This window comes from Sinorhizobium fredii USDA 205, assembly GCF_001461695.1.
Lineage (GTDB): Bacteria > Pseudomonadota > Alphaproteobacteria > Rhizobiales > Rhizobiaceae > Sinorhizobium > Sinorhizobium fredii.
In genome coordinates this window covers 197,972-222,395 of sequence record NZ_AUTC01000024.1, presented here as the reverse complement: position 1 = coordinate 222,395, position 24,424 = coordinate 197,972, and the positions used below count along the sequence as shown (strand labels likewise).

General features: G+C 62.7%; 27 protein-coding genes. 23 read left to right on the top strand and 4 right to left on the bottom strand.

Features of this window, described 5'->3' with window-relative positions; genetic code table 11:
* On the top strand, positions 1-1,188 hold a 1,188-nt coding region (locus tag N181_RS04335; RefSeq protein WP_060563252.1), incomplete at its 5' end, for a VCBS domain-containing protein.
* Between the two features lie 140 nt (positions 1,189-1,328).
* Here the strand turns inward: N181_RS04335 and N181_RS04330 are convergent.
* Both N181_RS04330 and N181_RS04325 read right to left on the bottom strand, forming a co-directional pair.
* Positions 1,329-2,885: a VOC family protein gene (locus tag N181_RS04330; RefSeq protein ID WP_014329319.1), complete on the bottom strand. Its 1,557-nt coding sequence runs from the start codon at positions 2,883-2,885 to the stop codon at positions 1,329-1,331.
* Between the two features lie 67 nt (positions 2,886-2,952).
* A complete protein-coding gene (locus N181_RS04325) occupies positions 2,953-3,813 on the bottom strand; it encodes an SDR family NAD(P)-dependent oxidoreductase (protein ID WP_014329318.1) in 861 nt (286 codons plus the stop codon).
* Between the two features lie 152 nt (positions 3,814-3,965).
* On the opposite strand from N181_RS04325, the gene N181_RS04320 reads away from it, so the two are divergent.
* Together N181_RS04320 and N181_RS04315 are read left to right on the top strand one after the other, a co-directional pair.
* The gene (locus N181_RS04320; RefSeq protein WP_014329317.1) at positions 3,966-4,718 is read left to right on the top strand and encodes a Crp/Fnr family transcriptional regulator; all 753 of its coding nucleotides are present in this window, start codon (positions 3,966-3,968) and stop codon (positions 4,716-4,718) included.
* A gap of 127 nt (positions 4,719-4,845) precedes the next feature.
* Positions 4,846-5,244, top strand: a complete 399-nt coding sequence (locus N181_RS04315; RefSeq protein ID WP_014329316.1) for a response regulator — start codon at positions 4,846-4,848, stop codon at positions 5,242-5,244.
* Here N181_RS04315 and cysQ read toward each other — a convergent pair.
* Positions 5,241-6,017 carry a 3'(2'),5'-bisphosphate nucleotidase CysQ gene (gene cysQ / locus N181_RS04310; protein ID WP_014329315.1) on the bottom strand — a complete coding sequence of 259 codons (777 nt, stop codon included), beginning with the start codon at positions 6,015-6,017 and terminating at the stop codon, positions 5,241-5,243. The genes N181_RS04315 and cysQ overlap by 4 nt on opposite strands.
* A 386-nt stretch (positions 6,018-6,403) precedes the next feature.
* Between cysQ and N181_RS04305 the strand changes: the two genes are divergently transcribed.
* The 11 genes from N181_RS04305 to N181_RS04255 all read left to right on the top strand — a co-directional run bounded on the left by N181_RS04305 (position 6,404) and on the right by N181_RS04255 (position 17,171).
* The gene (locus tag N181_RS04305) at positions 6,404-7,306 is read left to right on the top strand and encodes a branched-chain amino acid ABC transporter permease (RefSeq protein ID WP_014329314.1); all 903 of its coding nucleotides are present in this window, start codon (positions 6,404-6,406) and stop codon (positions 7,304-7,306) included.
* Between the two features lie 4 nt (positions 7,307-7,310).
* Entirely contained in the window at positions 7,311-8,696 is a 1,386-nt protein-coding gene (gene livM, locus N181_RS04300) for a high-affinity branched-chain amino acid ABC transporter permease LivM (protein ID WP_014329313.1), read from the top strand.
* A complete protein-coding gene (locus N181_RS04295; protein WP_014329312.1) occupies positions 8,696-9,583 on the top strand; it encodes an ABC transporter ATP-binding protein in 888 nt (295 codons plus the stop codon). Before livM ends, N181_RS04295 begins: the two co-directional genes overlap by 1 nt.
* Positions 9,580-10,305 carry an ABC transporter ATP-binding protein gene (locus N181_RS04290; RefSeq protein WP_037394372.1) on the top strand — a complete coding sequence of 242 codons (726 nt, stop codon included), beginning with the start codon at positions 9,580-9,582 and terminating at the stop codon, positions 10,303-10,305. Before N181_RS04295 ends, N181_RS04290 begins: the two co-directional genes overlap by 4 nt.
* A gap of 21 nt (positions 10,306-10,326) precedes the next feature.
* Positions 10,327-10,671, top strand: a complete 345-nt coding sequence (locus N181_RS04285) for a DUF6867 family protein (protein ID WP_014329310.1) — start codon at positions 10,327-10,329, stop codon at positions 10,669-10,671.
* 115 nt (positions 10,672-10,786) lie between these two features.
* Positions 10,787-11,905 (top strand): branched-chain amino acid ABC transporter substrate-binding protein, encoded by a 1,119-nt coding sequence (locus N181_RS04280; RefSeq protein WP_037394374.1) that lies wholly within the window; start codon positions 10,787-10,789, stop codon positions 11,903-11,905.
* A gap of 215 nt (positions 11,906-12,120) precedes the next feature.
* Entirely contained in the window at positions 12,121-13,140 is a 1,020-nt protein-coding gene (gene bioB, locus N181_RS04275) for a biotin synthase BioB (protein ID WP_014329308.1), read from the top strand.
* Entirely contained in the window at positions 13,137-14,279 is a 1,143-nt protein-coding gene (locus N181_RS04270; protein WP_060563251.1) for an 8-amino-7-oxononanoate synthase, read from the top strand. Before bioB ends, N181_RS04270 begins: the two co-directional genes overlap by 4 nt.
* Positions 14,276-14,920: a dethiobiotin synthase gene (gene bioD, locus N181_RS04265; RefSeq protein WP_080577420.1), complete on the top strand. Its 645-nt coding sequence runs from the start codon at positions 14,276-14,278 to the stop codon at positions 14,918-14,920. The genes N181_RS04270 and bioD overlap by 4 nt, the downstream gene beginning before the upstream one ends.
* Positions 14,917-16,185 (top strand): adenosylmethionine--8-amino-7-oxononanoate transaminase, encoded by a 1,269-nt coding sequence (locus N181_RS04260; RefSeq protein WP_060563250.1) that lies wholly within the window; start codon positions 14,917-14,919, stop codon positions 16,183-16,185. The genes bioD and N181_RS04260 overlap by 4 nt, the downstream gene beginning before the upstream one ends.
* Entirely contained in the window at positions 16,182-17,171 is a 990-nt protein-coding gene (locus N181_RS04255) for a beta-ketoacyl-ACP synthase III (RefSeq protein WP_037394397.1), read from the top strand. The genes N181_RS04260 and N181_RS04255 overlap by 4 nt, the downstream gene beginning before the upstream one ends.
* A gap of 24 nt (positions 17,172-17,195) precedes the next feature.
* On the opposite strand, the gene N181_RS04250 is transcribed toward N181_RS04255, so the two are convergent.
* Positions 17,196-17,648, bottom strand: coding sequence for a MarR family winged helix-turn-helix transcriptional regulator (locus N181_RS04250; protein WP_037394400.1), 453 nt, complete (start codon positions 17,646-17,648; stop codon positions 17,196-17,198).
* Positions 17,649-17,852: 204 nt separating this feature from the next.
* On the opposite strand from N181_RS04250, the gene N181_RS04245 reads away from it, so the two are divergent.
* From N181_RS04245 to N181_RS04205, 9 genes are all read left to right on the top strand, one after another.
* Positions 17,853-18,842: an alpha/beta fold hydrolase gene (locus N181_RS04245; RefSeq protein ID WP_037394403.1), complete on the top strand. Its 990-nt coding sequence runs from the start codon at positions 17,853-17,855 to the stop codon at positions 18,840-18,842.
* 213 nt (positions 18,843-19,055) lie between these two features.
* The gene (locus N181_RS04240; protein ID WP_037394406.1) at positions 19,056-19,889 is read left to right on the top strand and encodes an urease accessory protein UreD; all 834 of its coding nucleotides are present in this window, start codon (positions 19,056-19,058) and stop codon (positions 19,887-19,889) included.
* A 27-nt stretch (positions 19,890-19,916) separates the two neighbouring features.
* On the top strand, positions 19,917-20,219 hold the full coding sequence (locus N181_RS04235) for an urease subunit gamma (RefSeq protein ID WP_003525618.1): 303 nt from the start codon (positions 19,917-19,919) through the stop codon (positions 20,217-20,219).
* A gap of 10 nt (positions 20,220-20,229) precedes the next feature.
* Positions 20,230-20,484 carry a DUF1272 domain-containing protein gene (locus N181_RS04230; protein ID WP_037394415.1) on the top strand — a complete coding sequence of 85 codons (255 nt, stop codon included), beginning with the start codon at positions 20,230-20,232 and terminating at the stop codon, positions 20,482-20,484.
* A 12-nt stretch (positions 20,485-20,496) separates the two neighbouring features.
* Positions 20,497-20,802, top strand: a complete 306-nt coding sequence (locus N181_RS04225; RefSeq protein WP_014329299.1) for an urease subunit beta — start codon at positions 20,497-20,499, stop codon at positions 20,800-20,802.
* The gene (locus N181_RS04220) at positions 20,799-21,218 is read left to right on the top strand and encodes a lysozyme inhibitor LprI family protein (RefSeq protein ID WP_037394418.1); all 420 of its coding nucleotides are present in this window, start codon (positions 20,799-20,801) and stop codon (positions 21,216-21,218) included. The genes N181_RS04225 and N181_RS04220 overlap by 4 nt, the downstream gene beginning before the upstream one ends.
* Before the next feature lie 3 nt (positions 21,219-21,221).
* Positions 21,222-21,872 carry a hypothetical protein gene (locus N181_RS04215; RefSeq protein ID WP_014329297.1) on the top strand — a complete coding sequence of 217 codons (651 nt, stop codon included), beginning with the start codon at positions 21,222-21,224 and terminating at the stop codon, positions 21,870-21,872.
* A 4-nt stretch (positions 21,873-21,876) separates the two neighbouring features.
* Complete coding sequence (ureC, locus tag N181_RS04210; RefSeq protein WP_014329296.1) at positions 21,877-23,589, top strand: urease subunit alpha; 1,713 nt, start codon at positions 21,877-21,879, stop codon at positions 23,587-23,589.
* Between the two features lie 223 nt (positions 23,590-23,812).
* The gene (locus tag N181_RS04205) at positions 23,813-24,352 is read left to right on the top strand and encodes a peroxiredoxin (RefSeq protein WP_014329295.1); all 540 of its coding nucleotides are present in this window, start codon (positions 23,813-23,815) and stop codon (positions 24,350-24,352) included.
* The last annotated feature ends 72 nt before the right edge of the window (positions 24,353-24,424 follow it).

Genomic DNA, 24,424 nt, shown 5'->3' with positions numbered 1-24,424 from the left:
GATGCCTCCGGTAAGCTCAGCGTCTCGGATGTCGACGCCGGCGAGGCGGCGTTCCAGGCCCCGGTCTCGCTTGCGGCGATCTACGGTAGTTTCAGTTTCGATGCAGCGACGGGCGAATGGGATTACATACTCGACAACGAGCGGGCGGCGACCCAGGCGCTGAGCGCGGGCCAGGCCGTCAGCGACACGCTGACGGTCACCTCGCTCGACGGCACCGTCAACCACGCCATCGTCGTCGACATCACCGGTGCTGATGATGCGCCGCCGAGGCAGGCGCCGGTCGATATTAAGCTGACGCCGGTCGCGCCAACGGATGACGCACCCAACTTCAACGGTTTTCAATTCAGCGGCTCGTTGAGCGCGACTGATCCCGATGCGGGCGCATTCGTCTTCAGCATCGCTTCCCAGTCGCATGCCGGCTTGTTCTCAATCAGCGGCAATACGCTCAATTCCGGCGGACTTGCCCAGAACGGCACCTTTTCGGTAACGGTAAAGGCGACACAGATCGGCGATCCCACTGGACCGGCGTTCGAGAAGACTGAAACTTTTACGATCATCACTGGCCGCAACGGCAATAACGAAGATACCCGAACGGGGGTGTCGGGTGATGATGTGCTCTATGGCGGCGGCGGCAACGATACGATTTACGGCCTTGGCGGAGATGACTCTCTTTTCGGCCAGAGCGGAGATGACACGTTGAACGGAGGCGCTGGCAACAATGTGCTGAACGGGGGTGGAGGAAACGATACCTTTGTCTTCCAGAAGCTCTCCGGCACCACCAATCATGTCACCGATTTCAGTGCCGGGGCGAACAACACAAGCGTCGACAAGCTCCAGTTCGACGTCGGCAGCGGGACGTTTGAATTCGCCGTCGGCAACAACAATACAGCAGTTGACGGTTTCAAATCGGGGAGCAACGGGACGATCAATGCAACCGGCACGGAACTGGCGGTGAAGACGGACGCAGATGTGTCCAATGCAACGGTCCAGAGTACGATCGACGGCTACGGCAACATAACGACCGGCGCGTTGTTCGTGTTCTACAACACCGATCTCGGCCATGCAGCCGTCTACTACGATGCGAATGCAAGTGTGGCCGGCGGCGCGGTGCTCGTCGCTGAACTGGACAACATCACGCCGCGTAACGCTCTCGGAAGCTTCAATTTCGGCGACTTCCTGTTTGTGTAGTCGCAGTTGGCGGGCGGCGAGTCCTGTTGCTGATGATGGAAGCCAGCGTTCGCCTGGCTCCCTCTTTTTCGACCGAGGGAGAAGTGGAGCTGGCGTATCGATGCTCATCCGGGACGCCAGCCGGCGGAGACTTTCCGGTTTCAGAGGCCTTGTTCGGCGAACCAAGGGCGAATCACTGCGACGTCTTCCGGGCCGATGCCGTGCCCCGTGTCGAGATCGATGGCCTCGAAATTCGCGCCGCTTTCGCGCAGCTCCGCCTTCAACTGCGGCGCGTGCTTGCCATAAAGGTCGTCCTTGCCGGTCAGCATCAGCACGTTCGTACCCGCAAGATCAGCCTTCGGCGCATCTTCGAGTGCCGCCATCGCGCGCATCAACACGGCATTCTTGATGGTGCCCGGGTGAAGCAGCATGACAGCCGCCAGCAGATTGGCGCCGTTCGAATAGCCGATGAACACCGTCTTGCCGAGATCGAGCCCGTAGGCGTCGCGCGCCTCGTCGACGAAGGCGGCGAAGGCCTCCGCTTCCGAGCGGATGTCCCGCTGGTCGAAGGTGGTCATCGACAGGCGGCGAAACCAGCGGGGGAAGCCCTCCTCGGTGCTGCGTCCGCGCACGCCGACGAGTGTCGCGCGCGGATCGAGCTGGTGGCCGAAGGGGAGCATGTCGGTCTCGTTGCCGCCGCTGCCGTGCAGCAGCACGAAGGTCCGGTCGTTCATCCGATCCGGATGGTAGAAGCGGTGGACGAAAGGCAGGTCGCGAAGCGTCAGCCGCGGCTCACCCGGCAGCGCGAATTGCGGCAACCGGACCACCGTCGCGGCGGGATCGCTGCTGAGATGCGGTGGAAGGAAAAGCTTCGAACCGAGCGCGTCCGGAAGTTCATCGACCGCAAAGCCGGGGCCGTCTGTGGCCAGCTCGTAGAGCGAGCCGCCGGGCTCACGCACATACAGCGAGAAGAAATATTTCCGGTCGTGCGCGTTGGTGGCGCCGGCGTGCTCCTGCTCGAGATCGGCGCGCACGGCAAGCACCGTCGCCTCGTCCGGGGCGCGAAAAGCGATGTGATCGATCGTGCCGGTGCCGGGTGCGGCAGCCCAGAAGCCGGCCGCGTCGCGCACGTCGACGACGTCGCCGGATGACGAGACGAGGCGATGAATCGTCTCCGTCGCGGCCGCCTCGCGGTAACCGAAATGGCTTTGAAGAAAATGCGCCGTTTCCTTGGGCTTCTCGGTGAGCATCGTCGTGCCGCGCATGCGCCTGATCGAGTCTGCTTCGGGTATATCCCGGTTCGCCCAGGGCGCCGGCTCGGCAAGCGCGTCGGTGCCGACGAGCTTGACGATGACCCCGTCCGGGTCCTTGAGCCGCAACACGGGTTCACCGAACTCCTGCGCCGGGCCGGTCGCCTGGATGTTGAACTGCAGGGCGCGCGTCAGCCAGAAGCCGATGCTTTGCGGCGGGATGGCGAAGGCGATCTCGCTCGGCTGGCCGTAACCGACGCGCCCCGGCGAGCCATCCTCCCAGATCAGGAAGGAGACGAGCGAGCCGGGCGATCCCGACGCATCCCCGTAAAAGAGATGCAATTGATTGGGATCCTCGAAACCGCCGGTTCGCTTGACGAGGTGCAGGCCGAGGAAACCGACATAGAAGTCGACATTCGCCTGGACCCTGCGGCTGATCAGCGTGATGTGGTGAATGCCGCTGGTCACGGTCTTAGCCCTCCTGCCGCCGTTGAAGGCGGTTCATGCTTGAAGATCGATCAACTCGGAACGTCGATCAATCCCGTTTTCCGGCGAGGAAGGAGCGAAACGCCTCGCCGTGGTCCGGGTGCCAGCGCGAGAGGGGAGGACGGTTCTCGACGATGTCGCCGGCGGCCCACAGGATGCGCTTTTCGTCGGTGGATCTTTCCACTTCGTTATCGGGGCAGAGGATGTAGAAATCGCCGCCGGCGAGGCTCTCCAGCATGAAATCGACTGTCTGCTCCGCCGTCCAGGCGCCGGCCGGCTTTTCGGGGCGGCCGTGGGCTGTCAGCGCCGTGTGGACGAATCCGGGTATCAAGAGATGCGCATTGACCTTGCAGTTCTCGGTATTGCGCAATTCGTGCTGCAGCGCCTCGGTGAAGACCTTCACGCCCGCCTTCGAGACATTGTAGGCAGGATCGCCGGGCGGCGTGGTGATGCCCTGCTTGGAACCGGTATTGATGATCAGCGCCGGCTCGCCATGCGCGATCATGGCGGGCGCGAAAATGCGCGCGCCGTTGATGACGCTCCACAGATTGACGCCGATCACCGCTTCCCAGTTCTCGAGCGGGCCGAACATCGAGCTGCCGGGCTGGATGCCGGCATTGTTCATCAGCACATGCACATGGCCAAAACGCTCGCGCGTGGCCCGCGCCAGCGCGACGAGCTCGTCGGCCCGGGAGACGTCTGTCGCGATCGCGGCGATATCGGCCGCTCCGCCCGGGGCAAGCTTCGCCACTTCCGCGGCGGCCGCCCGCAGCCGCTCGCCGGCGAGATCGGCAAGCACGACCTTCATGCCGCGATCGGCGAAACGCTTTGCGGCGGCAAGCCCGATGCCGGAGGCGGCGCCGGTGACGACGGCGACATTGTTTTTGGCGATGGCGGAATAGGACAACATGGTTCACAATCCTGCTTGCGACGGACGACCGAGGAGAGATAGGGCTCGGCGGCGCACAAGTCCATGAGGGGCGAGCGCCGACATTTCTTCGAAGCGTCATCTTCGTTGTTCGATCGCTGAGTGAGTGCGTTCACCCCGCCGCGAGACATTCCATGGCTGTTGAAGGCAAGTTCGGCAAAGGCACCCCCTGTCAGGACTGTCCCCTGCGGCCGCTCGCCGTGTTCCGTCCGTTCACGCCCGAGGAACTCGACTTCGTATCGGACTTCAAGATCGGCGAGCAGGCGGTCGGAAGGGGCGGGACCATCCTTGCCGAAGGCGAGACGAGCGCGCATCTTTTCACCGTGCTTTCCGGCTGGGGGTTCCGCTACAAGATGCTGGACGACGGGCGCCGGCAGATCCTGAACTATGTGATGCCCGGTGACATGGTCGGGCTGCAGGGGAGCCTCATGGGCGAGATGCAGCACTCGATCGAGGCACTCTCGCCGGTCACCCTGTGCGTGTTCAAGCGAAGCAGGCTCGGCCAGCTCTACCGGCGCTATCCCGATCTCGCCTATGACCTGACCTGGATTGCGGCCCGCGAGGAGCGCATATTGGACGAGAACCTTTTAAGCATCGGTCGGCGCTCGGCGATCGAACGGGCGGCCTATCTCCTCGCCTTTCTCTATCAGAGGGCGGAGATACTGGACCTGTTCCGCGGGGGCCGCATCGCCATTCCGATCACCCAGCAACATCTTGCCGACACACTCGGCCTGTCGATCGTCCACACCAACAAGACACTGAGGAAACTGGCCGCGCTGAAGCTCATTCGCTGGGCCGAAAAGGGATGCAACGTCCTGAACATCGACGGCCTATTGGAACTGGCCGGGTGGGAGGGGTTCAGGGAACCGAAGAGGCCGCTGATTTGAGCCGCAATAGGCCGGCTCAAAGGAGCGCAACATGTCTTATTTAAATGCCACGATTCTCCGTCTGGCCTAGCGTGCACGAAATGGTCGGATCTGGGCAGAACGAAGTGACCGAGGGATGCAAATATAGATGACAGATCAGATTTCGCCGGCGATCGAATCCGTTCTCGTTGTCGAGGACAATTTCCTCATCGCCATGGATATGGGGGAAATCCTCAGTGCTCTCGGGGTTAAGGGCGTGCATATCGCCGCGACCGTCGAGAAGGCGATGGAAATCGTCGCGGCACATCCGATCGACTTCGCCATCCTCGATATCAATCTCGGCGACGAGACGAGCTTCACCGTGGCCGAGTCGCTGATCGCACGGGGCATCCATTTCGGCTTTACCAGCGGCTACGGCGATTTGTTGGCCCTGCCCGGCCACCTGCGCGGTATCCCGCGGATCGAGAAACCCTTCAGCGAGGGGAGTCTCAGCAGTCTCATAGCGGCCGCGTTCCGGCCGGGAGATCCTGAGATGTCGAGCGGCTAGCCCTTGCCGCGCGCGATGAACCAGGGATTGGCGAAGTCGCTGTCGTTCGGCTGGTTGCGCTTCCCATAGGCGAAAGGGTTGCCGTCGACCAGCAGCGTTTCGCCACCCGCCGCCCTGAGGATCGCATCGCCGGCGGCCGTATCCCATTCCATCGTGCGGCTGAAGCGCGGATAGATGTCGGCATACCCTTCGGCAAGCAGGCAGAACTTCAGCGACGAGCCGATGGCTTCGCAGTCGGTGATGCGGTGTTCGGCGAGATAGGCGAGGGTTTCGGCGCTGTTGTGCCAGCGGCTGATTAGGGCAACCGGACGGTGGCTTGTCTTGCGGCATTCAATCGGCTGCCACGATCCTGCGATCCGGCCGGCTTCGACGACTGCCTTAACAGCCATTTTGCCGGTGCCGGCATAGATCACCCCGAGCGCCGGCGCATGAACGACACCGGCGACGGGAACGCCGTCTTCGATGAGCGCGATGTTGACCGTGAAGTGGCTGTTGCGCTCGACGAACTCCTTGGTGCCGTCGAGAGGATCGACGAGAAAGAACCGTTTGCCGGCAATGTCGGGGACATGCCCGGCGGCAACGGCTTCCTCGGCGATGACCGGAATATCGGGAAACGCATCGGCAAGATCGTCAAGGATGATGCGCTCGGCGCGATGATCCGCGTCGGTCACCGGCGAGGTGTCCGCCTTGTAGGTCACGGCCGGTCCGGCATTATAGATCGCCATGATCGCCCGCCCGGCCGCGATCGACGATCGTTGCAAAATCTCCAGCATCGTTCCTTGTTCTCTAAGGTCCTTACGGCATCGACTCCTGGGTGATGCCTCAGGCTTTAGATCACGATGATTTCTCGCGAAGCAACCGAAAAACTACTGCCCGGGACGTCATACTTTTTCGTCATGGGTTGATGACGCAGGGGGCCGCGGTTTTCGCGTTTCCGGGGTGAAATTTGATCATTTTCCAAGCGAAGGCTGCAAATTTTTCGATTATTCTGGCACGAAAAGCGTCAAATCGATTTTATCTTCCGAAGAATCGGTAGGCGGCGCAATTTTTGACTTTCATTTTCGCTTGAAAGAGGTATGAAATCGGCTCAGAGGACGCTCGTGAAGCAAAACTAATAAAAAGAGATCGGACCAACAGGATCCGTTCCAGGGGAAGATTGATGGAGTATTTTATCCAGCAGCTCGTCAACGGGCTGACGCTTGGGTCTATTTATGGTATGATCGCGATCGGTTATACCATGGTCTACGGCATCATTGGCATGATCAACTTCGCCCACGGCGATATATTCATGCTGGGCGGCTTTGCCGCGTTGATTGTCTTCTTGCTTCTCACAACATTCATGGCAGGCGTGCCGGTTGTGCTGGCGCTTCTGCTTATGATGATCGTCGGGATGCTGACGGCGGCACTTTGGAACTGGACTATCGAGCGGGTGGCTTACCGTCCGCTGCGTGGATCCTTCCGCCTCGCGCCGCTGATCACCGCGATCGGCATGTCGATCGTCCTGTCGAACTTCATCCAAGTGACGCAGGGACCGCGCAACAAGCCGATCCCGCCGCTCGTCTCGTCGGTCTACGAGCTGTTCGGGATCACGGTCTCCCTGAAGCAGATCGTCATCGTGGTCATCACTGCCGTCCTGCTCTCTGTTTTCTGGTATATCGTCAACCGGACGCCGCTCGGTCGTGCCCAGCGTGCTACCGAACAGGATAGCAAAATGGCGGCGCTGCTCGGCGTCGACGTCGACCGCACCATCTCGGTGACCTTCATCATGGGCGCAGCGCTGGCGGCCGTCGCCGGTACCATGTATCTCATGTATTACGGCGTCGTCGTCTTTACCGACGGTTTCGCTCCGGGGGTCAAGGCGTTTACCGCCGCCGTTCTCGGAGGCATCGGCTCGCTGCCGGGCGCCGTTCTCGGCGGACTGCTGATCGGCCTCATCGAGTCGCTTTGGTCGGCCTATTTCACAATCGACTACAAGGATGTCGCGACCTTCTCCATTCTCGCGATCGTCCTGATCTTCAAGCCGTCGGGTATTCTCGGACGACCGGAAGTCGAGAAGGTATAGTTCCATGGCAAATGTTGCATCTACTACCGCAAGCGCCGGCAGTGAGCTGACGGCGCGGGCCCTGCGCGAGGCTGTCTTCTCGGGGCTCATCACGCTCGGGCTGTTCGTGCTGTTCGTCGGTCTCAAGAGCGATCAGAACATCCGCAACGAGCTGATCCTTACCCAGCGCTGGGGCCTACTGGCGATCTTCGTGATCGTCGCCATGGTCGGCCGCTTCCTGATGGTTGCCTATGCCCAGCCGTGGCTCGCCCAGCGCAAGGCGGCGAAGGCTGCTGCTCCTGAAGTGGCGAAGGAGGAGACCTTCTTCAGCCGCAACTTCTCGAAGATCGCGATCCTCGCGCTGGTGCTGTACCCGCCGGTCATCGTCGCGCTCGTCGGCGTCCAGGGTTCGCTCAAATGGGTGGACAATTTCGGCGTCCAGATCCTGATCTATGTGATGCTTGCCTGGGGTCTCAACATCGTGGTGGGCCTCGCCGGTCTGCTCGACCTCGGCTACGTGGCCTTCTACGCGGTGGGTGCCTATTCCTATGCGCTGCTCTCCAGCTATTTCGGCCTGTCCTTCTGGGTGCTGCTGCCGGTCGCCGGCATTCTCGCCGCCTGCTGGGGCGTGGTGCTTGGCTTCCCGGTGCTGCGATTGCGCGGTGATTACCTGGCGATCGTGACGCTCGCTTTCGGCGAAATCATCCGCCTCGTGCTGATCAACTGGACCGAGGTCACCAAGGGCACGTTCGGCGTGTCGGGCATCGCCAAGGCGACGCTGTTCGGCATCAAGTTCGATGCCTCGAAGGACGGCTTCGCGGCGCTGATGGGGCTACCGATCTCGTCGGCCTACTACAAGATCTTCCTGTTCTACCTGATCCTTGGCCTCGCGCTGTTGACGGCTTTCGTCACCATCCGGCTGCGCCGTATGCCGGTCGGTCGGGCCTGGGAAGCGCTTCGCGAGGACGAGATCGCCTGCCGTTCGCTCGGCATCAACACGACGACCACGAAGCTCACTGCCTTTGCCACCGGTGCGATGTTCGGCGGTTTTGCCGGATCGTTCTTCGCGGTGCGCCAGGGGTTCGTCTCGCCGGAATCCTTCGTGTTCCTCGAGTCGGCCGTCATCCTTGCCATCGTCGTGCTCGGCGGCATGGGCTCGCTGACCGGCATCTTCGTCGCTGCGGTAGTGATGATCGGCGGTACGGAGATTCTTCGCGAACTCACCTTCCTCAAGATGATCTTCGGACCGAACTTCACGCCTGAACTTTATCGCATGCTGATCTTCGGGCTTGCCATGGTGGTCGTCATGGTCTGGAAGCCGCGCGGCTTCGTCGGATCACGCGAACCGACCGCATTCCTCCGCGAGCGTAAGGCCGTCTCCGGCAGCTTTACCAAGGAAGGGCACGGCTGATGGTCATCGAGACAACGACAATGACAAAAGACCCCATTCTCAAGGTTGAGCACCTGTCGATGCGCTTCGGCGGTCTGATGGCCATCAACGACTTCTCCTTCGAAGCGGCGCGCGGCGAGATCACCGCGCTGATCGGCCCGAACGGAGCGGGTAAGACGACGGTGTTCAACTGCATCACCGGCTTCTACAAGCCGACGATGGGTATGATCACCATGAAGCAGAAGTCCGGTGATGAGTTCCTGCTGGAACGTCTTCCCGATTTCGAAATCACCAAACGCGCCAAGGTGGCGCGAACCTTCCAGAATATCCGGATGTTCTCGGGCATGACGGTGCTCGAGAACCTGCTGGTCGCGCAGCACAACAAGCTGATGCAGGCGTCGGGCTATACAGTGCTCGGACTGCTTGGATTTCCCACCTATCGGCAGGCCGCCAAGGATTCGACGGAACTCGCCCGGCATTGGCTCGAGAAGGCGTCGCTGATCGATCGCGCCGACGATCCGGCCGGGGACCTCCCCTACGGTGCACAGCGGCGGCTGGAGATCGCCCGGGCGATGTGCACCGGTCCGGAGTTGCTCTGCCTCGATGAGCCTGCGGCCGGTCTCAACCCGCGTGAATCGCATGCGCTCAATGACTTGTTGCAGAGCATTCGCGCCGAAACCGGCACATCCATCCTGTTGATCGAGCACGATATGTCCGTGGTGATGGAGATTTCCGATCACGTCGTGGTGCTCGAATACGGTCAGAAGATTTCCGACGGCAACCCGGATTTCGTGAAGAACGATCCAAGGGTCATCGCGGCCTATCTGGGTGTCGAGGACGAAGAGGTTGAAGAGGTGATCGAACAGATCGAGGAAATCGAAGGCGAGCACGGAGGCACCAAGCAATGACCGCTCCGCTGCTGAATGTAAGAGGCGTCGAGACCTATTACGGCAACATCCGGGCGCTGAACGGCGTCGATGTCGAGGTTCACCGTGGCGAAATCGTTTCGCTGATCGGTGCCAACGGCGCCGGCAAGTCGACGCTGATGATGACGATCTTCGGCAAACCGCAGGCACGCACCGGTTCGATCTTTTTCGAAGGGAAGGACATCACGCGCCTGCCGACGCACGAGATTGCCCGGCTCCGGATCGCCCAGTCTCCTGAAGGACGCCGCATCTTCCCGCGCATGACGGTTCTTGAAAACCTGCAGATGGGCGCCAGCCTCGACGACCTGAAGCACTTCAAGGAAGACGTGGAGAAGGTCTTCACGCTGTTCCCGCGACTCAAGGAGCGGCAGGCGCAGCGCGGCGGGACGCTGTCCGGCGGTGAACAGCAGATGCTGTCGATCGGCCGCGCGCTGATGGCCCGTCCGAAGCTGCTGCTGCTCGACGAGCCGTCGCTCGGCCTTGCGCCGCTGATCATCAAGGGCATTTTCGAGGCGATCAAGAAGCTCAACAAGCAAGAGGGCCTGACCGTGTTCCTGGTCGAGCAGAACGCCTTCGGGGCGCTCAAGCTTTCCGACCGGGCCTACGTCCTCGTCAACGGCCGGGTGACGATGAGCGGATCGGGCAAGGACCTGCTCGCCAATCCGGAGGTCCGCGCCGCCTATCTCGAAGGCGGCCGCCATTGATGCGTGCTGGAGTTAAGTGACATGCAGGGAATTCTCTACGAAGAAGCCTCCATCTGGCAGTTTCTGTTCATCACCTGCGTTCTCGGCGGCTGGACCGCGTGGCGCACCGGAAAGAGCGTTGCGGAAAGCTGGGGACAGGTTCCGCGGCTCATCGTCTACGTGGCGCTGCTGGGACTTGCTATCCGCTTCGTGCACCACGCACTTTTCGAAGGCACGATGTTCAGCCCCCAGTACTATGTCGTAGACACGCTCGTGCTTTTGTTGTTTGCTACCGCCGGTTACCGGTACTACCGGACCAAGCAGATGGCGAATATGTACTACTGGCTCTACGAGAAGACCTCACCTTTCTCCTGGAAGGCCAAATAAGGGAACAGCGCGTGCCGGTCGGGTGCGGCCGGTGCGAAGGAACACCGGCGCAATTATGGTGGGCATTGCGCAGGCTTATGAAACGAGACCCGCTCGAATAATTGGGAGTAACAAAATGAAAAAGTCTCTCCTGTCGGCTGTGGCGCTGACAGCAATGGTCGCCTTCAGCGGCACCGCATGGGCTGATCTGCTGGTCGGCGTCGCTGGTCCGCTGACCGGCCCGAACGCCGCGTTCGGCGCCCAGCTCCAGAAAGGTGCTGAGCAGGCGGTTGCGGACATCAACGCAGCAGGTGGCATCAACGGCGAACAGATCAAGCTCGTACTCGGCGACGACGTCTCCGACCCGAAGCAGGGCATCTCGGTCGCCAACAAGTTCGTTGCTGACGGTGTGAAGTTCGTGGTCGGCCACTTCAACTCAGGCGTGTCGATCCCGGCATCGGAAGTCTATGCCGAAAACGGCATCCTGGAAATCACGCCGTCTGCGACCAACCCGCAGTTCACCGAGCGCGGCATGTGGAACACGTTCCGCACCTGCGGCCGTGACGACCAGCAGGGTGCAGTTGCCGGCGCCTACCTCGCTGCCAACTTCAAGGACGCGAAGATCGCCATCATTCACGACAAGACGCCTTACGGCCAGGGTCTTGCCGATGAAACCAAGAAGTCGACGAACGAAGCGGGCCTCACCGAGGCTCTCTACGAAGGTATCAACATCGGCGACAAGGATTTCTCGGCGCTGATCGCCAAGATGAAGGAAGCCGGCGTCTCGGTCGTCTACTACGGTGGTCTGCACACCGAAGCCGGCCTCATCATGCGCCAGATGAAGGACCAGGGCCTGAAGGCAACCTTCATGTCGGGCGACGGCATCGTTTCGAACGAGCTGGCTTCGATCGCCGGCGACGCCGTCGACGGCACGCTGATGACCTTCGCTCCGGATCCGCGCAAGAACCCGGCTTCCAAGGAACTCGTCGAGAAGTTCCGCGCCGCCGGCTTCGAGCCGGAAGCCTACACGCTCTATTCCTACGCGGCCCTGCAGGTGATCGCGGATGCCGCCAAGGCTGCCGGCGGCAACGATCCGCAGGCCGTTGCCGAAGCGATCAAGGCCAAGGGTCCGTTCAAGACGGCGATCGGCGAACTCGGCTATGACGAAAAGGGCGACATCACCCGCCCGGACTACGTCATGTACACCTGGAAGAAGGGTGAGGACGGCAAGTTCAGCTACTTCCAGAACGAATAGTTTCGTTCCGACGCTTTGACATCGAATGCAGGGCCCGGCGTGCAAGCGCCGGGCCTTTTGCTTTGCGCGTCCAATTGGACGGGCGGCGCTGTAGTGCCGGCGACATGAATGCTGAATATCTCCGATAGGCGGTTGCGCCCCTCTCACTTAACAAACTATAGATAAAATCAAATTCTATCTATATTGGTGTTCGACAACAGAGGGGATAGCCACGAATGCGGGACGCGATCGTAACGAGCGGAGCTGATTCTGTGAACTCCGGAGCCGGTGGGACACGTTGGAATCTCGCCGAGGCAAGAAAAATCTATAATTCGCCGTTTAACGACCTCCTGTTCCGTGCCCAGTCCATCCACCGCGCCCATTTCGATCCGAACGCCGTGCAGATGAGCCGGCTGCTGTCGATCAAGACCGGCGGCTGCGCGGAGGATTGCGGCTATTGCAGCCAGTCGGCGCATTATCCGACCGGCCTCAAGGCGTCGAAGCTGATGGAGGTCGAACGGGTGATTGCGGAGGCGCGCAGGGCCAAGGAAGGCGGAGCGACGCGCTATTGCATGGGGGCCGCCTGGCGCAGCCCGAAGGAACGCGACATGGAGGCGATCGTCGCCATGGTCAGCGGCGTCCGGTCGCTCGGCATGGAAACCTGCATGACCCTCGGCATGCTGTCGCCACAGCAATCGAAGCGGCTCGCAGAGGCCGGGCTCGATTACTACAATCACAATGTCGATACCTCGGAGCGCTTCTACAGCGAGATCATCACCACCCGCACCTTCGCCGACCGGCTGGACACGCTCGACAATGTCCGCGAGGCGGGCATCAAGGTCTGCGCTGGCGGCATATTGGGGATGGGCGAAACGGTCGACGACCGGATCTCGATGCTGGTGACGCTCGCCAATCTTCCGGCGGCGCCGGAAAGCGTGCCGATCAACATGCTGATCCCCATCCCGGGGTCGAAGCTCGCCGACGCAGCGCCCGTCGATCCGATCGATTTCGTCCGGACGATCGCGCTCGCCCGCATCCTGATGCCGCAGTCCCATGTCCGCCTTTCGGCCGGCCGCACGGAGATGAGCGACGAGATGCAGGCGCTCTGTTTCTTCGCCGGGGCGAATTCGATCTTCGTCGGCGAAACGCTGTTGACTGCCGACAATCCCGGTGAAGACCACGATGCGGCGCTGTTCCGCCGCCTCGGGCTCAAGCCGATGGCACTGGAACGGGCCGAGATGGAGCCCGCCGAATGATCTCGCACGGTCTCGGCCGCTACGAGAAAACCCTGACGGGACTCGAGCGCAAGGAGCGACGACGAGGGCTCGTCGCCCAAGGGGGGCTGGATTTCACCTCGAACGACTATTTGGGCCTTGCCAACTCGCCACGCCTAAGGGCGGCGATCGTGTCGGCGCTCGAGCGCGGCGTTCCGGTCGGGGCGGGCGGATCCCGACTGTTGCGCGGCAACCACCCCGAGCACGAAGCACTCGAGGCGGAGGCGGCCGAATTCTTCGGTTCGGATCGGGCACTGTTTTTCGGCAGCGGCTATGCCGCCAATGTTGCGCTGTTTTCAACCCTGCCGCAACGCGACGATATCATTGTCCACGACGCGCTGATCCATGCGAGCGCCCATGAGGGGATCGCTGCCAGCAAGGCGCCGGCGGTCGCCGCAAGACACAACGACGTCGAGGCCTTCGCCGACGCGATTCGCAGGTGGCGCGGCGCCGGCGGAACGGGGCATCCATGGATTGCCGTCGAAAGCCTCTATTCGATGGACGGCGACCGGGCGCCGCTCGTGGAGCTTGCCAGGCTTGCCGAACAGAACGACGGCTTTCTGGTCATCGACGAGGCGCATGCCACGGGCGTTTTCGGTCCCGGCGGCCGCGGGATTTCTGCGCCGCTCGAGGGCCGGGAAAATGTGGTCGTGCTGCATACCTGCGGCAAGGCGCTCGGCGTCTCCGGCGCGTTGCTCGGTGCCAGCGCAATCCTGTGCGACTATCTCGTCAACCGCGCCCGCGGCTTCATCTATTCGACCGCGCCATCGCCGCTGACCGCGGCGGCAGTGCGCGAGGCGTTGCGGATCGCCGCGGACGAGCCGCAGCGCCGAACGGAATTCGATGTGCTCAGCACCTTTGCCAATGCGGCGCTTGCGGCAACGCTCGGCGTCGAAGGCAGCGGATCGCAGATCCTGCCGGTGATGATCGGCGACAATGGCCGGGCCGTGAAGATTGCGGATCGCTTGCGCGACGAGGGCTTCGACATCCGGGCGATCCGTCCGCCAACCGTCCCCGAAGGCACGGCGCGGCTCAGGATCGCCATCACGCTGAATGTCGACAGGGCGGCGATCGCGCGGGTGCTGGAAAGCCTGAAGGTGGCGATGGCGGAGGAACGATGATGACATCCCGCATCGTCATCACCGGCACCGACACCGGTATCGGCAAGACCGTCTTTTCCGCCGCACTCACCGATGCGCTTTCGGGCTGCTACTGGAAGCCGGTGCAGGCCGGGCTCGACGGCGAAACGGACAGCCAAGCTGTCCGGCGGCTCGGCCGGATAGAGGCTCGCCACATCCTGCCGGAGGCCTACAGGCTCGCCACACCGGCTTCGCCGCATCTCTCTGCCAGGCTCGACGGCGTGACGATCCTGCCGGATAGCCTTTCTTCACCCCCTCTGGTCGATGCGCCGCTTGTCATCGAAGGGGCGGGCGGGTTGCTGGTGCCGCTGACGGAGCGGACCGTCTTTGCCGATGTCTTCCAGCGTTGGCGAATCCCGGTTGTTCTCTGCGCCCGCACAGAACTCGGCACGATCAATCACACGCTGCTGTCGCTCGAAGCGCTGCGGGTCCGATCGATTCCGATTGTCGGCGTCGCCTTCATCGGCGACGAACGGGCGGACACGGAGAGTATCATCGGAAAACTGGGGCATGTCCGAGTGCTCGGGCGGCTGCCGCGACTCGATACGCTAAACCCGGACACTCTTCGGCATGCGTTCCGCGAGCATTTTGAAATCGACCAAATCCGCGAGGCGTTGGCATGAGCGGTTCTCCGGTCTGGCACCCCTTCACCCAGCACGCGCTGGAACCGGTGATGAAGCGTATCGTCCGCACAGAGGGCGCCTATCTCATTGACGAGGATGGAACGCGCATTCTCGATGCGATCTCGTCCTGGTGGGTGATCACCCACGGTCATCGGCACCCGTCGATCATGGAGGCGATCCGGCGCGCGACCGAAACCTATGACCAGGTGATCTTTGCCGAATACACCCACGCGCCGGCGGAGGACCTGGCCAGGGGGCTGATCGAGATCGCGCCCGCCGGCTTGAGGCATGTCTTCTATTCCGACAGCGGCTCGACCGCAGTGGAGGTGGCGCTGAAAATGGCGCTTGGCTTCTTCCACAATATCGGCGCGCCGCGCAGCCGCGTCTGCGTGATGGAGCACAGCTACCACGGCGATACGATCGGCACGATGTCGGTCGGCGAGCGCGGTGTCTTCAATGCCGCCTACGAGCCGCTTCTGTTCGCCGTCGACCGCTTACCGTTTCCCGAAGCCGGTCGCGAACAGGAGACGCTCGACGCCTTCGAGGCGTGCTGCGCTTCCGGCCAGGTGGCGGCGTTGCTCGTCGAGCCGCTGATTCTCGGCGCCGGCGGAATGAAGATCTATCCGGCCATCGTCCTTGCCGAGTTGAAGCGGATTGCCGAACGGCACGGCAGCCTACTGATAGCCGATGAGGTGATGACCGGCTGGGGCCGCACCGGCCCGCTTTTCGCCTGTGAACAAGCGGGGATCGCGCCCGACATCCTCTGCACGTCGAAGGGCTTGACCGGCGGCGCGCTGCCGCTGGCGGCAACGCTTTGCACGGCCGAGATATTCGACGCGCATCTGTCGACCGACCGGCGCCGGACGTTCTTCCATTCCAGCTCCTATACGGCCAATCCGATCGCCTGCGCGGCGGCCGTCGCCAATCTCGCCGTCTGGAAGGCGGAGCCGGTCGGCGAGCGCATCGAAGCGCTCGCCGCGAAACAACGGCACCACCTGCAGCGCTTCGGCGCCGATCCACGCTTCAGGAATGTTCGCCAGGCCGGTACGATCGCCGCGCTCGATCTTTGCGTGCCGGCGGGCGGCTATCTGTCGGAGGTCGGACCGCGGCTCCGGGCGTTCTTCCGCGAACGCCAGCTGCTCATCCGCCCGCTCGGCAACGTCATCTATCTGATGCCGCCCTATTGCGTCACCGATGCCGATCTCGACCGGGCCTATGACGCGATCGACGCGGCGGCGGCAGCCTTCAATGCGGGGCGGCTATGAGCATCGTCCGGTCATCCCGCCTTGCCGGCTTCGGCCACTCAGTGCCGGCGCGGCGCGTCGACAATGCCGAAATCGAAGCGCAACTCGGCCTCGAGCCGGGCTGGATCGAGCGCCGCACCGGCATCCGCGCACGGCGCTGGGTCGAGGAGGACGATACGCTGAGCGGCCTTGCGGCCAAGGCCGGCGAAGCGGCACTTGAGGATGCGGGGATTTCGCGGGGCGATATCGCTTTGACGCTGCTAGCGACCTCGACGCCCGATCATCTTCTGCCGCCTTCGGCGCCGCTGCTCGCCCATCGCCTCGGACTGGCCAATTCCGGCGCGATCGACCTGGCCGGCGCCTGTTCGGGCTTCCTCTACGCGCTGACGCTCGCCGACGGTTTCGTTCGCGCGCAGGCAAAACCGGTCCTCGTCGTTGCCGCCAACATTCTGAGCCGCCGCATCAACCCGGCGGAAAGGGCAAGCGCCGTGCTCTTTGCCGATGCGGCCGGCGCCGTTGTTATTGCGCCTTCGAACGATCCGGACAAGGGGCTCGTCGGCGTCGACCTGGCGTCGGACGGGAGCGGCTACGATCTGATCACGATTCCGGCCGGCGGCAGCAGCCGGCCGTTTGCGTCGGGCATGCCGGCGGAGGATGTGCTGATGACGATGCGCGACGGGCGGGAGGTGTTCGTCCGGGCCGTCGAGATGATGTCGACTTGCGCTACGCGCGCGCTCGCCGCGGCGGGCCTTGGCCCGGCGGAGGTCAGCCGCTTCGTGCCCCACCAGGCGAATGTCCGGATCTTCGATGCTGTCTGCGGCAATCTGGACATCGATCCGTCGAAGACCGTGCGGACCATCGAGGAATACGGCAACTCATCGGCAGCGACGATTCCGCTGTCGCTCTCGCTCGCGCGCAAGGCAAACCCCTTCGCTTCCGGGGAAAAGCTTTTGCTGACGGCGGCCGGCGCGGGGCTGACCGGAGGGGCGGTGGTCGTCGGACTTTAGAGCGCGCCCGTATTCCGTTCTCGCCTACCGCAGCAGCGAGGCGCGGAGTGCTGCGATTTCCTGCTTGAGTCGGCCGATCTCCGTGGGCTGCATTCCGATCGCATCAATGATGCCACACGGAACGGTGCTGGCCTTTGCCTTCAGCGCCAGGCCAGTCTCGGTCAGGCGCACGCGCACTTGCCGCTCATCAGCCCGGTCACGGACCCTCGAAACGTACCCTATGGCCTCGAGTCGCTTCAGCATCGGCGTCAGCGTGCTCGACTCAAGAAAGAGTTTCTCGCCGAGACTTCCGACGGTCTGGTCGTCTTTCTCCCAAAGGACAACCATCACGAGATATTGTGGGTAGGTGAGGTCCAGTTCGTCGAGCAGCGGCTTGTAGACCCGCGTGAACGCATGATTCGCGGAATAGATCGCAAAGCACAGGAAATTATCCAGCTTCATCAACTCTTCGGGGGAGGGGGTGTCTGCTTTCGCCATGGCCTTTTCCAACGTTCCGTTAAAACACAATAAATCGTTCGCGATATAATCGCAAGATATTGACATGGCCAATCAACCGCGATAAATATCGTGCACGATTGAATCGACAGCGATGCAAGCCCGTCACTATCCCACGAAGAGATTCATTGACGTCAATTTATATCGTGCACGATTTAATAGCGGTCTCGCGAAAGGAGCAATTCGATGACGAAGGTTCAGAACAGCACAGCCACCGTTTCCAGGAGAGAGATTCTGGCGGGAGCACTCGGGGCCGCCAGCGCAGCCGCCACACTCTCCGTCTCCCCGCCGGCTGCCGCAGCGGATAAGGTGAAGCCATCGACAACGGAAGGAGCAAGGACCATGGGAAGCAGGATCACCACTCGCGACGGCGTTGAAATCTATTACAAGGACTGGGGGCCGAAGGATGGTCCGGTCGTCATCCTCAGCCACGGCTGGCCGCTGTCATCCGATAGCTGGGAAGCTCAGGCCTTTCATTTGGCCAACAACGGCTTCCGCGTCGTCACGCACGACCGCCGCGGCCACGGCCGGTCCAGCCAGCCCTGGGACGGCAACGACATGGACCACTATGCCGACGACCTTGCCGAGCTGATCGAGCAACTGGATCTCAAAGGCATCTTCCTCGCCGGCTTCTCGACCGGCGGCGGCGAAGTCGCTCGCTATATCGGTCGCCACGGTACCGGCCGCGTTGCCAAGGCCGGCTTGATCTCGGCAGTGCCGCCGCTGATGGTCAAGACCAACAAGAACCCCGGCGGCCTGCCGAAGGACGTGTTCGATGGTCTGCAGGCGGCAAGCCTCGCCGACCGCTCGCAACTCTACAAGGATATCGCTTCGGGGCCTTTCTTCGGCTTCAACCGGCCGGGCGCAAAGCCGTCGCAGGGCATGATCGACAGCTTCTGGCTGCAGGGCATGACCGCCGGCCACAAGAACACTTACGATTCGATCGTCGCCTTCTCCCAAACCGACTTCACCGAGGATCTGAAGAAGTTCGACGTGCCGACGCTCATCGTCCACGGCGACGACGACCAGATCGTGCCGATCGACGCCGCCGCCCGGTCATCGAAAAAACTCGTCCCGCATGCGGAACTGAAGGTCTATCCGGGTGCGCCGCATGGCATCACGGACACCCACAAGGAGCAGTTGAACAAGGAGCTGCTGGAGTTCGCCCGGTCCTAGCGCGGCGCGTGTCAGAGTGGCTGATGGGAGGGCGCTGCATGCCGGCGCTCTCCCTCTCTTTGGTAAAGCCGCCCGCCCCGCTCAGCCTTCGTTTCTGTCGGAAAGCCAGATTGTGCTTGCAAAACAGAAGCTTGACTTTCATCATGCCATTTCAGACGATGCCGCATCACGATGCACGTCGCAGGGGCGTGGCGGCAGGGACATCTGAAGACCTTGAGTGACGCAGCGATCATCGCTCCTCAAAGGGCGTGGGGTAAGGGGCGGCTGGTTGCCAAATCCGAAAGGGGGGGCACGCGCATCGCCGAGCTCTATCAGGAAGGCTGCGCCAAGATCCGTCTGCCGAAGACCTTCGATGCCTCAATGGAAGCCGTGCTGATCAACTCCTCGGGCGGCGTCACCGGTGGCGACCGGCTCGAATGGAGCTTCGCGGCTGGCGCGGGGACGAGCCTGACGCTGACCACGCAGGCCTGCGAGAAGATCTACAAGGCGAGCGCCGGCACGGCCTCGATCACGACACATATCTCTGTCGCCGCCGGGGCTCGCGTCGACTGGCTGCCGCAGGAAACGATCCTTTTCGATCGCGCCTCGCTGTCTCGCTCGCTGGAGGTAGATCTGGCGCCCGACGCGAGTTTCCTCGCGGTCGAGGCGGTCCTCCTCGGCCGCAAGGCGATGGGCGAGGCGGTGCATGCTGGCCTTTTCCGTGATCGCTGGCGGGTACGGAGTGGCGGCAAACTGGTTCATGCCGAGAACCTGACGCTTGCCGACGATATGGCGAAGCTTGCCGCGAGGCCTACAACGCTCGGCGGCGCGGCGGCCTTCGCCACGCTTCTCTATGCCGCGCCAGACTGCGAAGCGATGCTTTCGAAGCTGCGCGGAATGCTCGCACCGGTCGTGCAGGCAGGCGTCAGCCACTACAAGGTCGGCGGTCGCGACAAGCTCGTCGCCCGCCTCGTCGCTGCCGATGGCTTCGAGCTTAGAAAAATCCTTGTTCCGCTCATTTCGCACTTGCGTAAGGACGCGTCTGTGCCGAAAGTCTGGACTCTCTGACCCCGCAATCAATCCGGATAGCGACGCATGAATCTGACCCCGCGCGAAAAAGACAAACTGTTGATTTCCATGGCGGCGATGGTCGCGCGCCGGCGTCTGGAGCGCGGCGTCAAGCTCAACCATCCCGAGGCGATCGCCTTGATCACCGATTTCGTTGTCGAGGGCGCACGCGACGGTCGGTCCGTTGCCGAGCTGATGGAGGCCGGCGCGCATGTGCTGACCCGCGACCAGGTGATGGAGGGCATCGCGGAAATGATCCATGACATCCAGGTCGAGGCGACCTTCCCGGATGGGACGAAACTCGTCACCGTTCACGAGCCCATCCGCTAGGAGACTGACCATGCTGAGCCTGCGCCCGAACTGTGAATGCTGCGATCGCGACCTGCCGCCCGAAGGCAGGGAGGCGATGATCTGCACCTTCGAATGCACCTTTTGCGCCGATTGTGCCGAGGAAAAGCTTGGTGGGATCTGCCCGAACTGCAGCGGCGAACTGGTACGCCGCCCGGTGCGCCCGGCTGCAATGCTGAAGAAATATCCGGCCTCGACCGAGCGCGTGTTGAAGCCGCAAGGCTGCGCGCCAGACAAGGCCGCGTAAGGAGACACGAACATGATACCGGGCGAGATCATCGCGGCCGCTGGCGACATCGAACTCAATGTCGGCCTTCCGACTGTCACAATCGAAGTCTCCAACTCCGGCGACCGGCCGGTGCAGGTCGGCAGCCACTATCATTTTGCGGAAACGAACCCGGGACTGATCTTCGACCGCGAGGCGGCACACGGCAAGCGGCTCGATATCCCGGCGGGCACGGCCGTGCGCTTCGAGCCCGGGCAGACGCGGCAGGTCACGCTGATCCCGCTTTCCGGCAAGCGCGAAGTCTTCGGCTTCCGCCAGCAGGTGATGGGCAAGCTATGAGAGTGGTCGCACCCGCCATCGGGCTGCTTCTCGTTCTTGCGACGTCCGGCTTCGCTCAGGAGCCTGAGGTAGACTGCCAAAAGGCGGAGACGCAGATGGATTTGAACATGTGCGCCGATCAGGAGTACCAGGCGGCGGACGCGGACCTCAACAAAGCCTACCGCAAGGCGATCGCCGCGATGCAGGAAACCGACAAGGAGCTCGGCGGTATCGACGCCGCCTATGTCGGTGCGGTCGAAGCCCTGAAAAAGGCACAGCGGGCCTGGATCGGCTACCGCGACGGCCAGTGCGAGCTCGCCGGCTCCGAGGCGCGGGGCGGATCGATGGAGCCTATGCTGGTCTCGGGGTGCCTCGCCGAGCTGACACGCAAGCGCACGGCCGAACTCAAGGAACTCCTCGAGGCTCAAGGGAACTGACCGTTGCAAAGCCGGCGCTTCATCATGATCGTTGGCAATGGCGAGGTGCCGAAAGGCGCTGCCGCGACGATCGATGCCGCCGACCTGGTGATCCGCTTCAACGATTGCCGTTCGGTCGGCCGAGGCGGAACCAGGACCGACGTGGTCGCCGTCTGCAACACCGGTCGCCCCGCCTTGTCGATGCTCGGCGGCGGGCGCTGGAAGACGAGCGAACCGGTGCGGCAGGCGCGCGAGTTCTGGAGCGTGCGCTCCGGCGCGAAGTTCGCCGCGATGCGGGCGGCGCTTGCCAAAGCCCATCCGGATCTCGACGATTTCTGCGACGACTACACCGTCGGCTTCGAGAGTTTCGCGCGGGCGACGGGACGGCATCACCGGATCGTGCCGGCCGCGACGCATGAGTGGCTAGAGCAAGGCCTCGCTCGGTTCGCGCCGGCGCCCTACGTCGTCCCGTCGAGCGGCCTCCTGGTGATCGCCGAGGTCCTGTCCGGCATCGCTTCCGCCGGCGACGACATCGTGCTCACCGGCTTCGGCCATAGCGGCTGGGAGTGGCACCCCTTCGCCGCCGAGCGACGCTATGTCGATGCACTTGCCGCCGAGCGGCGGCTGCGTCGCCTCGATCCATCGCCCTCGTCAGACTTGTCCCAAGGAGCCTGAACCTATGTCCTACAAAATGTCGCGTGCGGCCTATGCCAACATGTTCGGACCGACCGTCGGCGACAGGGTGCGGCTTGCCGATACGGAACTCTTCATCGAGGTCGAGAAGGATTTCACGACCTATGGCGAAGAGGTGAAGTTCGGCGGCGGCAAGGTCATCCGCGACGGCATGGGCCAGAGCCAGGTGACGCGCGAGGGCGGCGCGGTCGACACGGTCATCACCAATGCGCTGATCGTCGACCATTGGGGGATAGTCAAGGCGGATATCGGCTTGAAGGACGGCCGGATCGTCGCGATCGGCAAGGCCGGCAATCCGGACACGCAGCCTGGCGTGAATATCATCGTCGGCCCGGGCACCGAGGCGATCGCCGGCGAGGGCAAGATCGTCACGGCCGGTGGCATGGACAGCCATATCCATTTCATCTGCCCGCAGCAGATCGAAGAGGCGTTGATGAGCGGGTTGACCTGCATGCTGGGCGGCGGCACGGGGCCGGCACACGGCACGCTGGCGACCACCTGTACGCCGGGACCGTGGCATATCGCCCGGATGATCGAGGCGGCCGATGCGTTTCCGATGAACCTTGCCTTCGCCGGGAAGGGCAACGCCTCGCTGCCCGGCGCGCTCGTCGAAATGGTGCTCGGCGGCGCCACCTCGCTGAAGCTGCACGAGGATTGGGGCACGACCCCCGGGGCGATCGACTGCTGCCTCTCGGTTGCCGACGAATACGACGTGCAGGTGATGATCCACACCGACACGCTGAACGAGAGCGGCTTCGTCGAGGACACGATCGCAGCGATCAAGGGGCGGACCATTCACGCCTTCCACACCGAAGGGGCCGGCGGCGGCCATGCGCCAGACATCATCAAGATCTGCGGCCAGCCGAACGTCATCCCGTCGTCGACCAACCCGACGCGGCCCTACACGCAGAACACGCTGGCCGAGCATCTCGACATGTTGATGGTCTGCCATCACCTGTCGCCGTCGATCCCCGAGGACATCGCCTTTGCCGAAAGCCGCATCCGCAAGGAGACGATCGCCGCGGAAGATATCCTCCACGACATTGGCGCCTTCTCGATCATCTCCTCCGACAGCCAGGCGATGGGTCGCGTCGGCGAGGTGGCGATCCGCACCTGGCAGACGGCCGACAAGATGAAGCGGCAGCGCGGCCGGTTGAAGGAAGAGACCGGCGACAACGACAATTTCCGCGTCAAGCGCTATGTCGCCAAATACACGATCAACCCGGCGATCGCCCACGGCCTCAGCCACGAGATCGGTTCGCTCGAAGTCGGCAAGCGTGCCGACCTGGTCATCTGGAACCCGGCCTTCTTCGGCGTCAAACCGGACATGGTCCTCTTGGGCGGCACGATCGCGGCCGCGCCGATGGGCGACCCGAACGCCTCGATCCCGACGCCCCAGCCGGTGCACTACCGGCCGATGTTCGGCGCCTATGGCCGGAGCCGGACCAACTCCTCGGTCACCTTCGTCTCGCAGGCGTCACTCGATGCCGGGTTGGCGGGAAGGCTCGGCGTCGCCAAGGAACTCGTCGCCGTCCAGAACACCCGCGGCGGCATCGGCAAGGCGTCGATGATCCACAATAGCCTGACGCCGCATATCGAGGTCGATCCGGAAACCTATGAGGTGCGCGCCGACGGCGTACTGCTGACCTGCGAACCGGCGACCGTGCTGCCGATGGCGCAGCGCTACTTCCTGTTCTAGACGGCTCAGGTTTTCTCTCAGTCTCTGCAACTGATTGCCGGCCACGGGCTCCGACCCGAAGGAGCCATGCAGCGACCGCAAGGCTGCCATGCGACGCCGACTGAATCGGCGCTTTGATGCTGCACCGCAGCGGAATCTTCGGTAGAAGGGGCCTTCCCTTTCGCCGGCTGTCGTTTCCTCCCACGACTGACGCGGCCGGCAGCCCCACTCGAAGGAGATGATCATGTTCGGCAGAAAAGTTCCCGTTGTAACCTTCCGTACCCGCATCCGCGACGAATCCGTCGGCGGCCCTAATCCGTTCCGCTGGCAGGACGTCTCGTCGAACGACTATTTCGCCGGCAAGCGCGTCGTGCTGTTCTCGCTGCCGGGCGCCTTCACGCCGACCTGCTCTACCTATCAGCTGCCGGATTTCGAGAAGCTCACGTCCGAGTTCCGGGCGCTCGGCATCGATGAGATTTATTGCATCTCGGTCAACGATGCCTTCGTCATGAACGCCTGGGGCAAGTCGCAGGGGCTCGAAAACGTCAAGCTGATCCCGGACGGTTCGGGCGAGTTCACCCGCAAGATGGGCATGCTGGTTGCCAAGGACAATCTCGGCTTCGGCATGCGGTCCTGGCGCTACGCTGCCGTCGTCAACAACGGCACGGTCGAGCAGTGGTTCGAAGAGGAAGGCTATTCCGACAATTGCGATAGCGATCCCTATGGCGTCTCCTCGCCCCAGAACATTCTCGACGCGCTGAAGTCGCAGAAGATCGCCGCCTGATCCGGCAATGTGACCGTTAAGGCCCCGGCTGCCGCAATGAGGTTTGAAAGTCTCCGGATTTTCGCCTTCTTG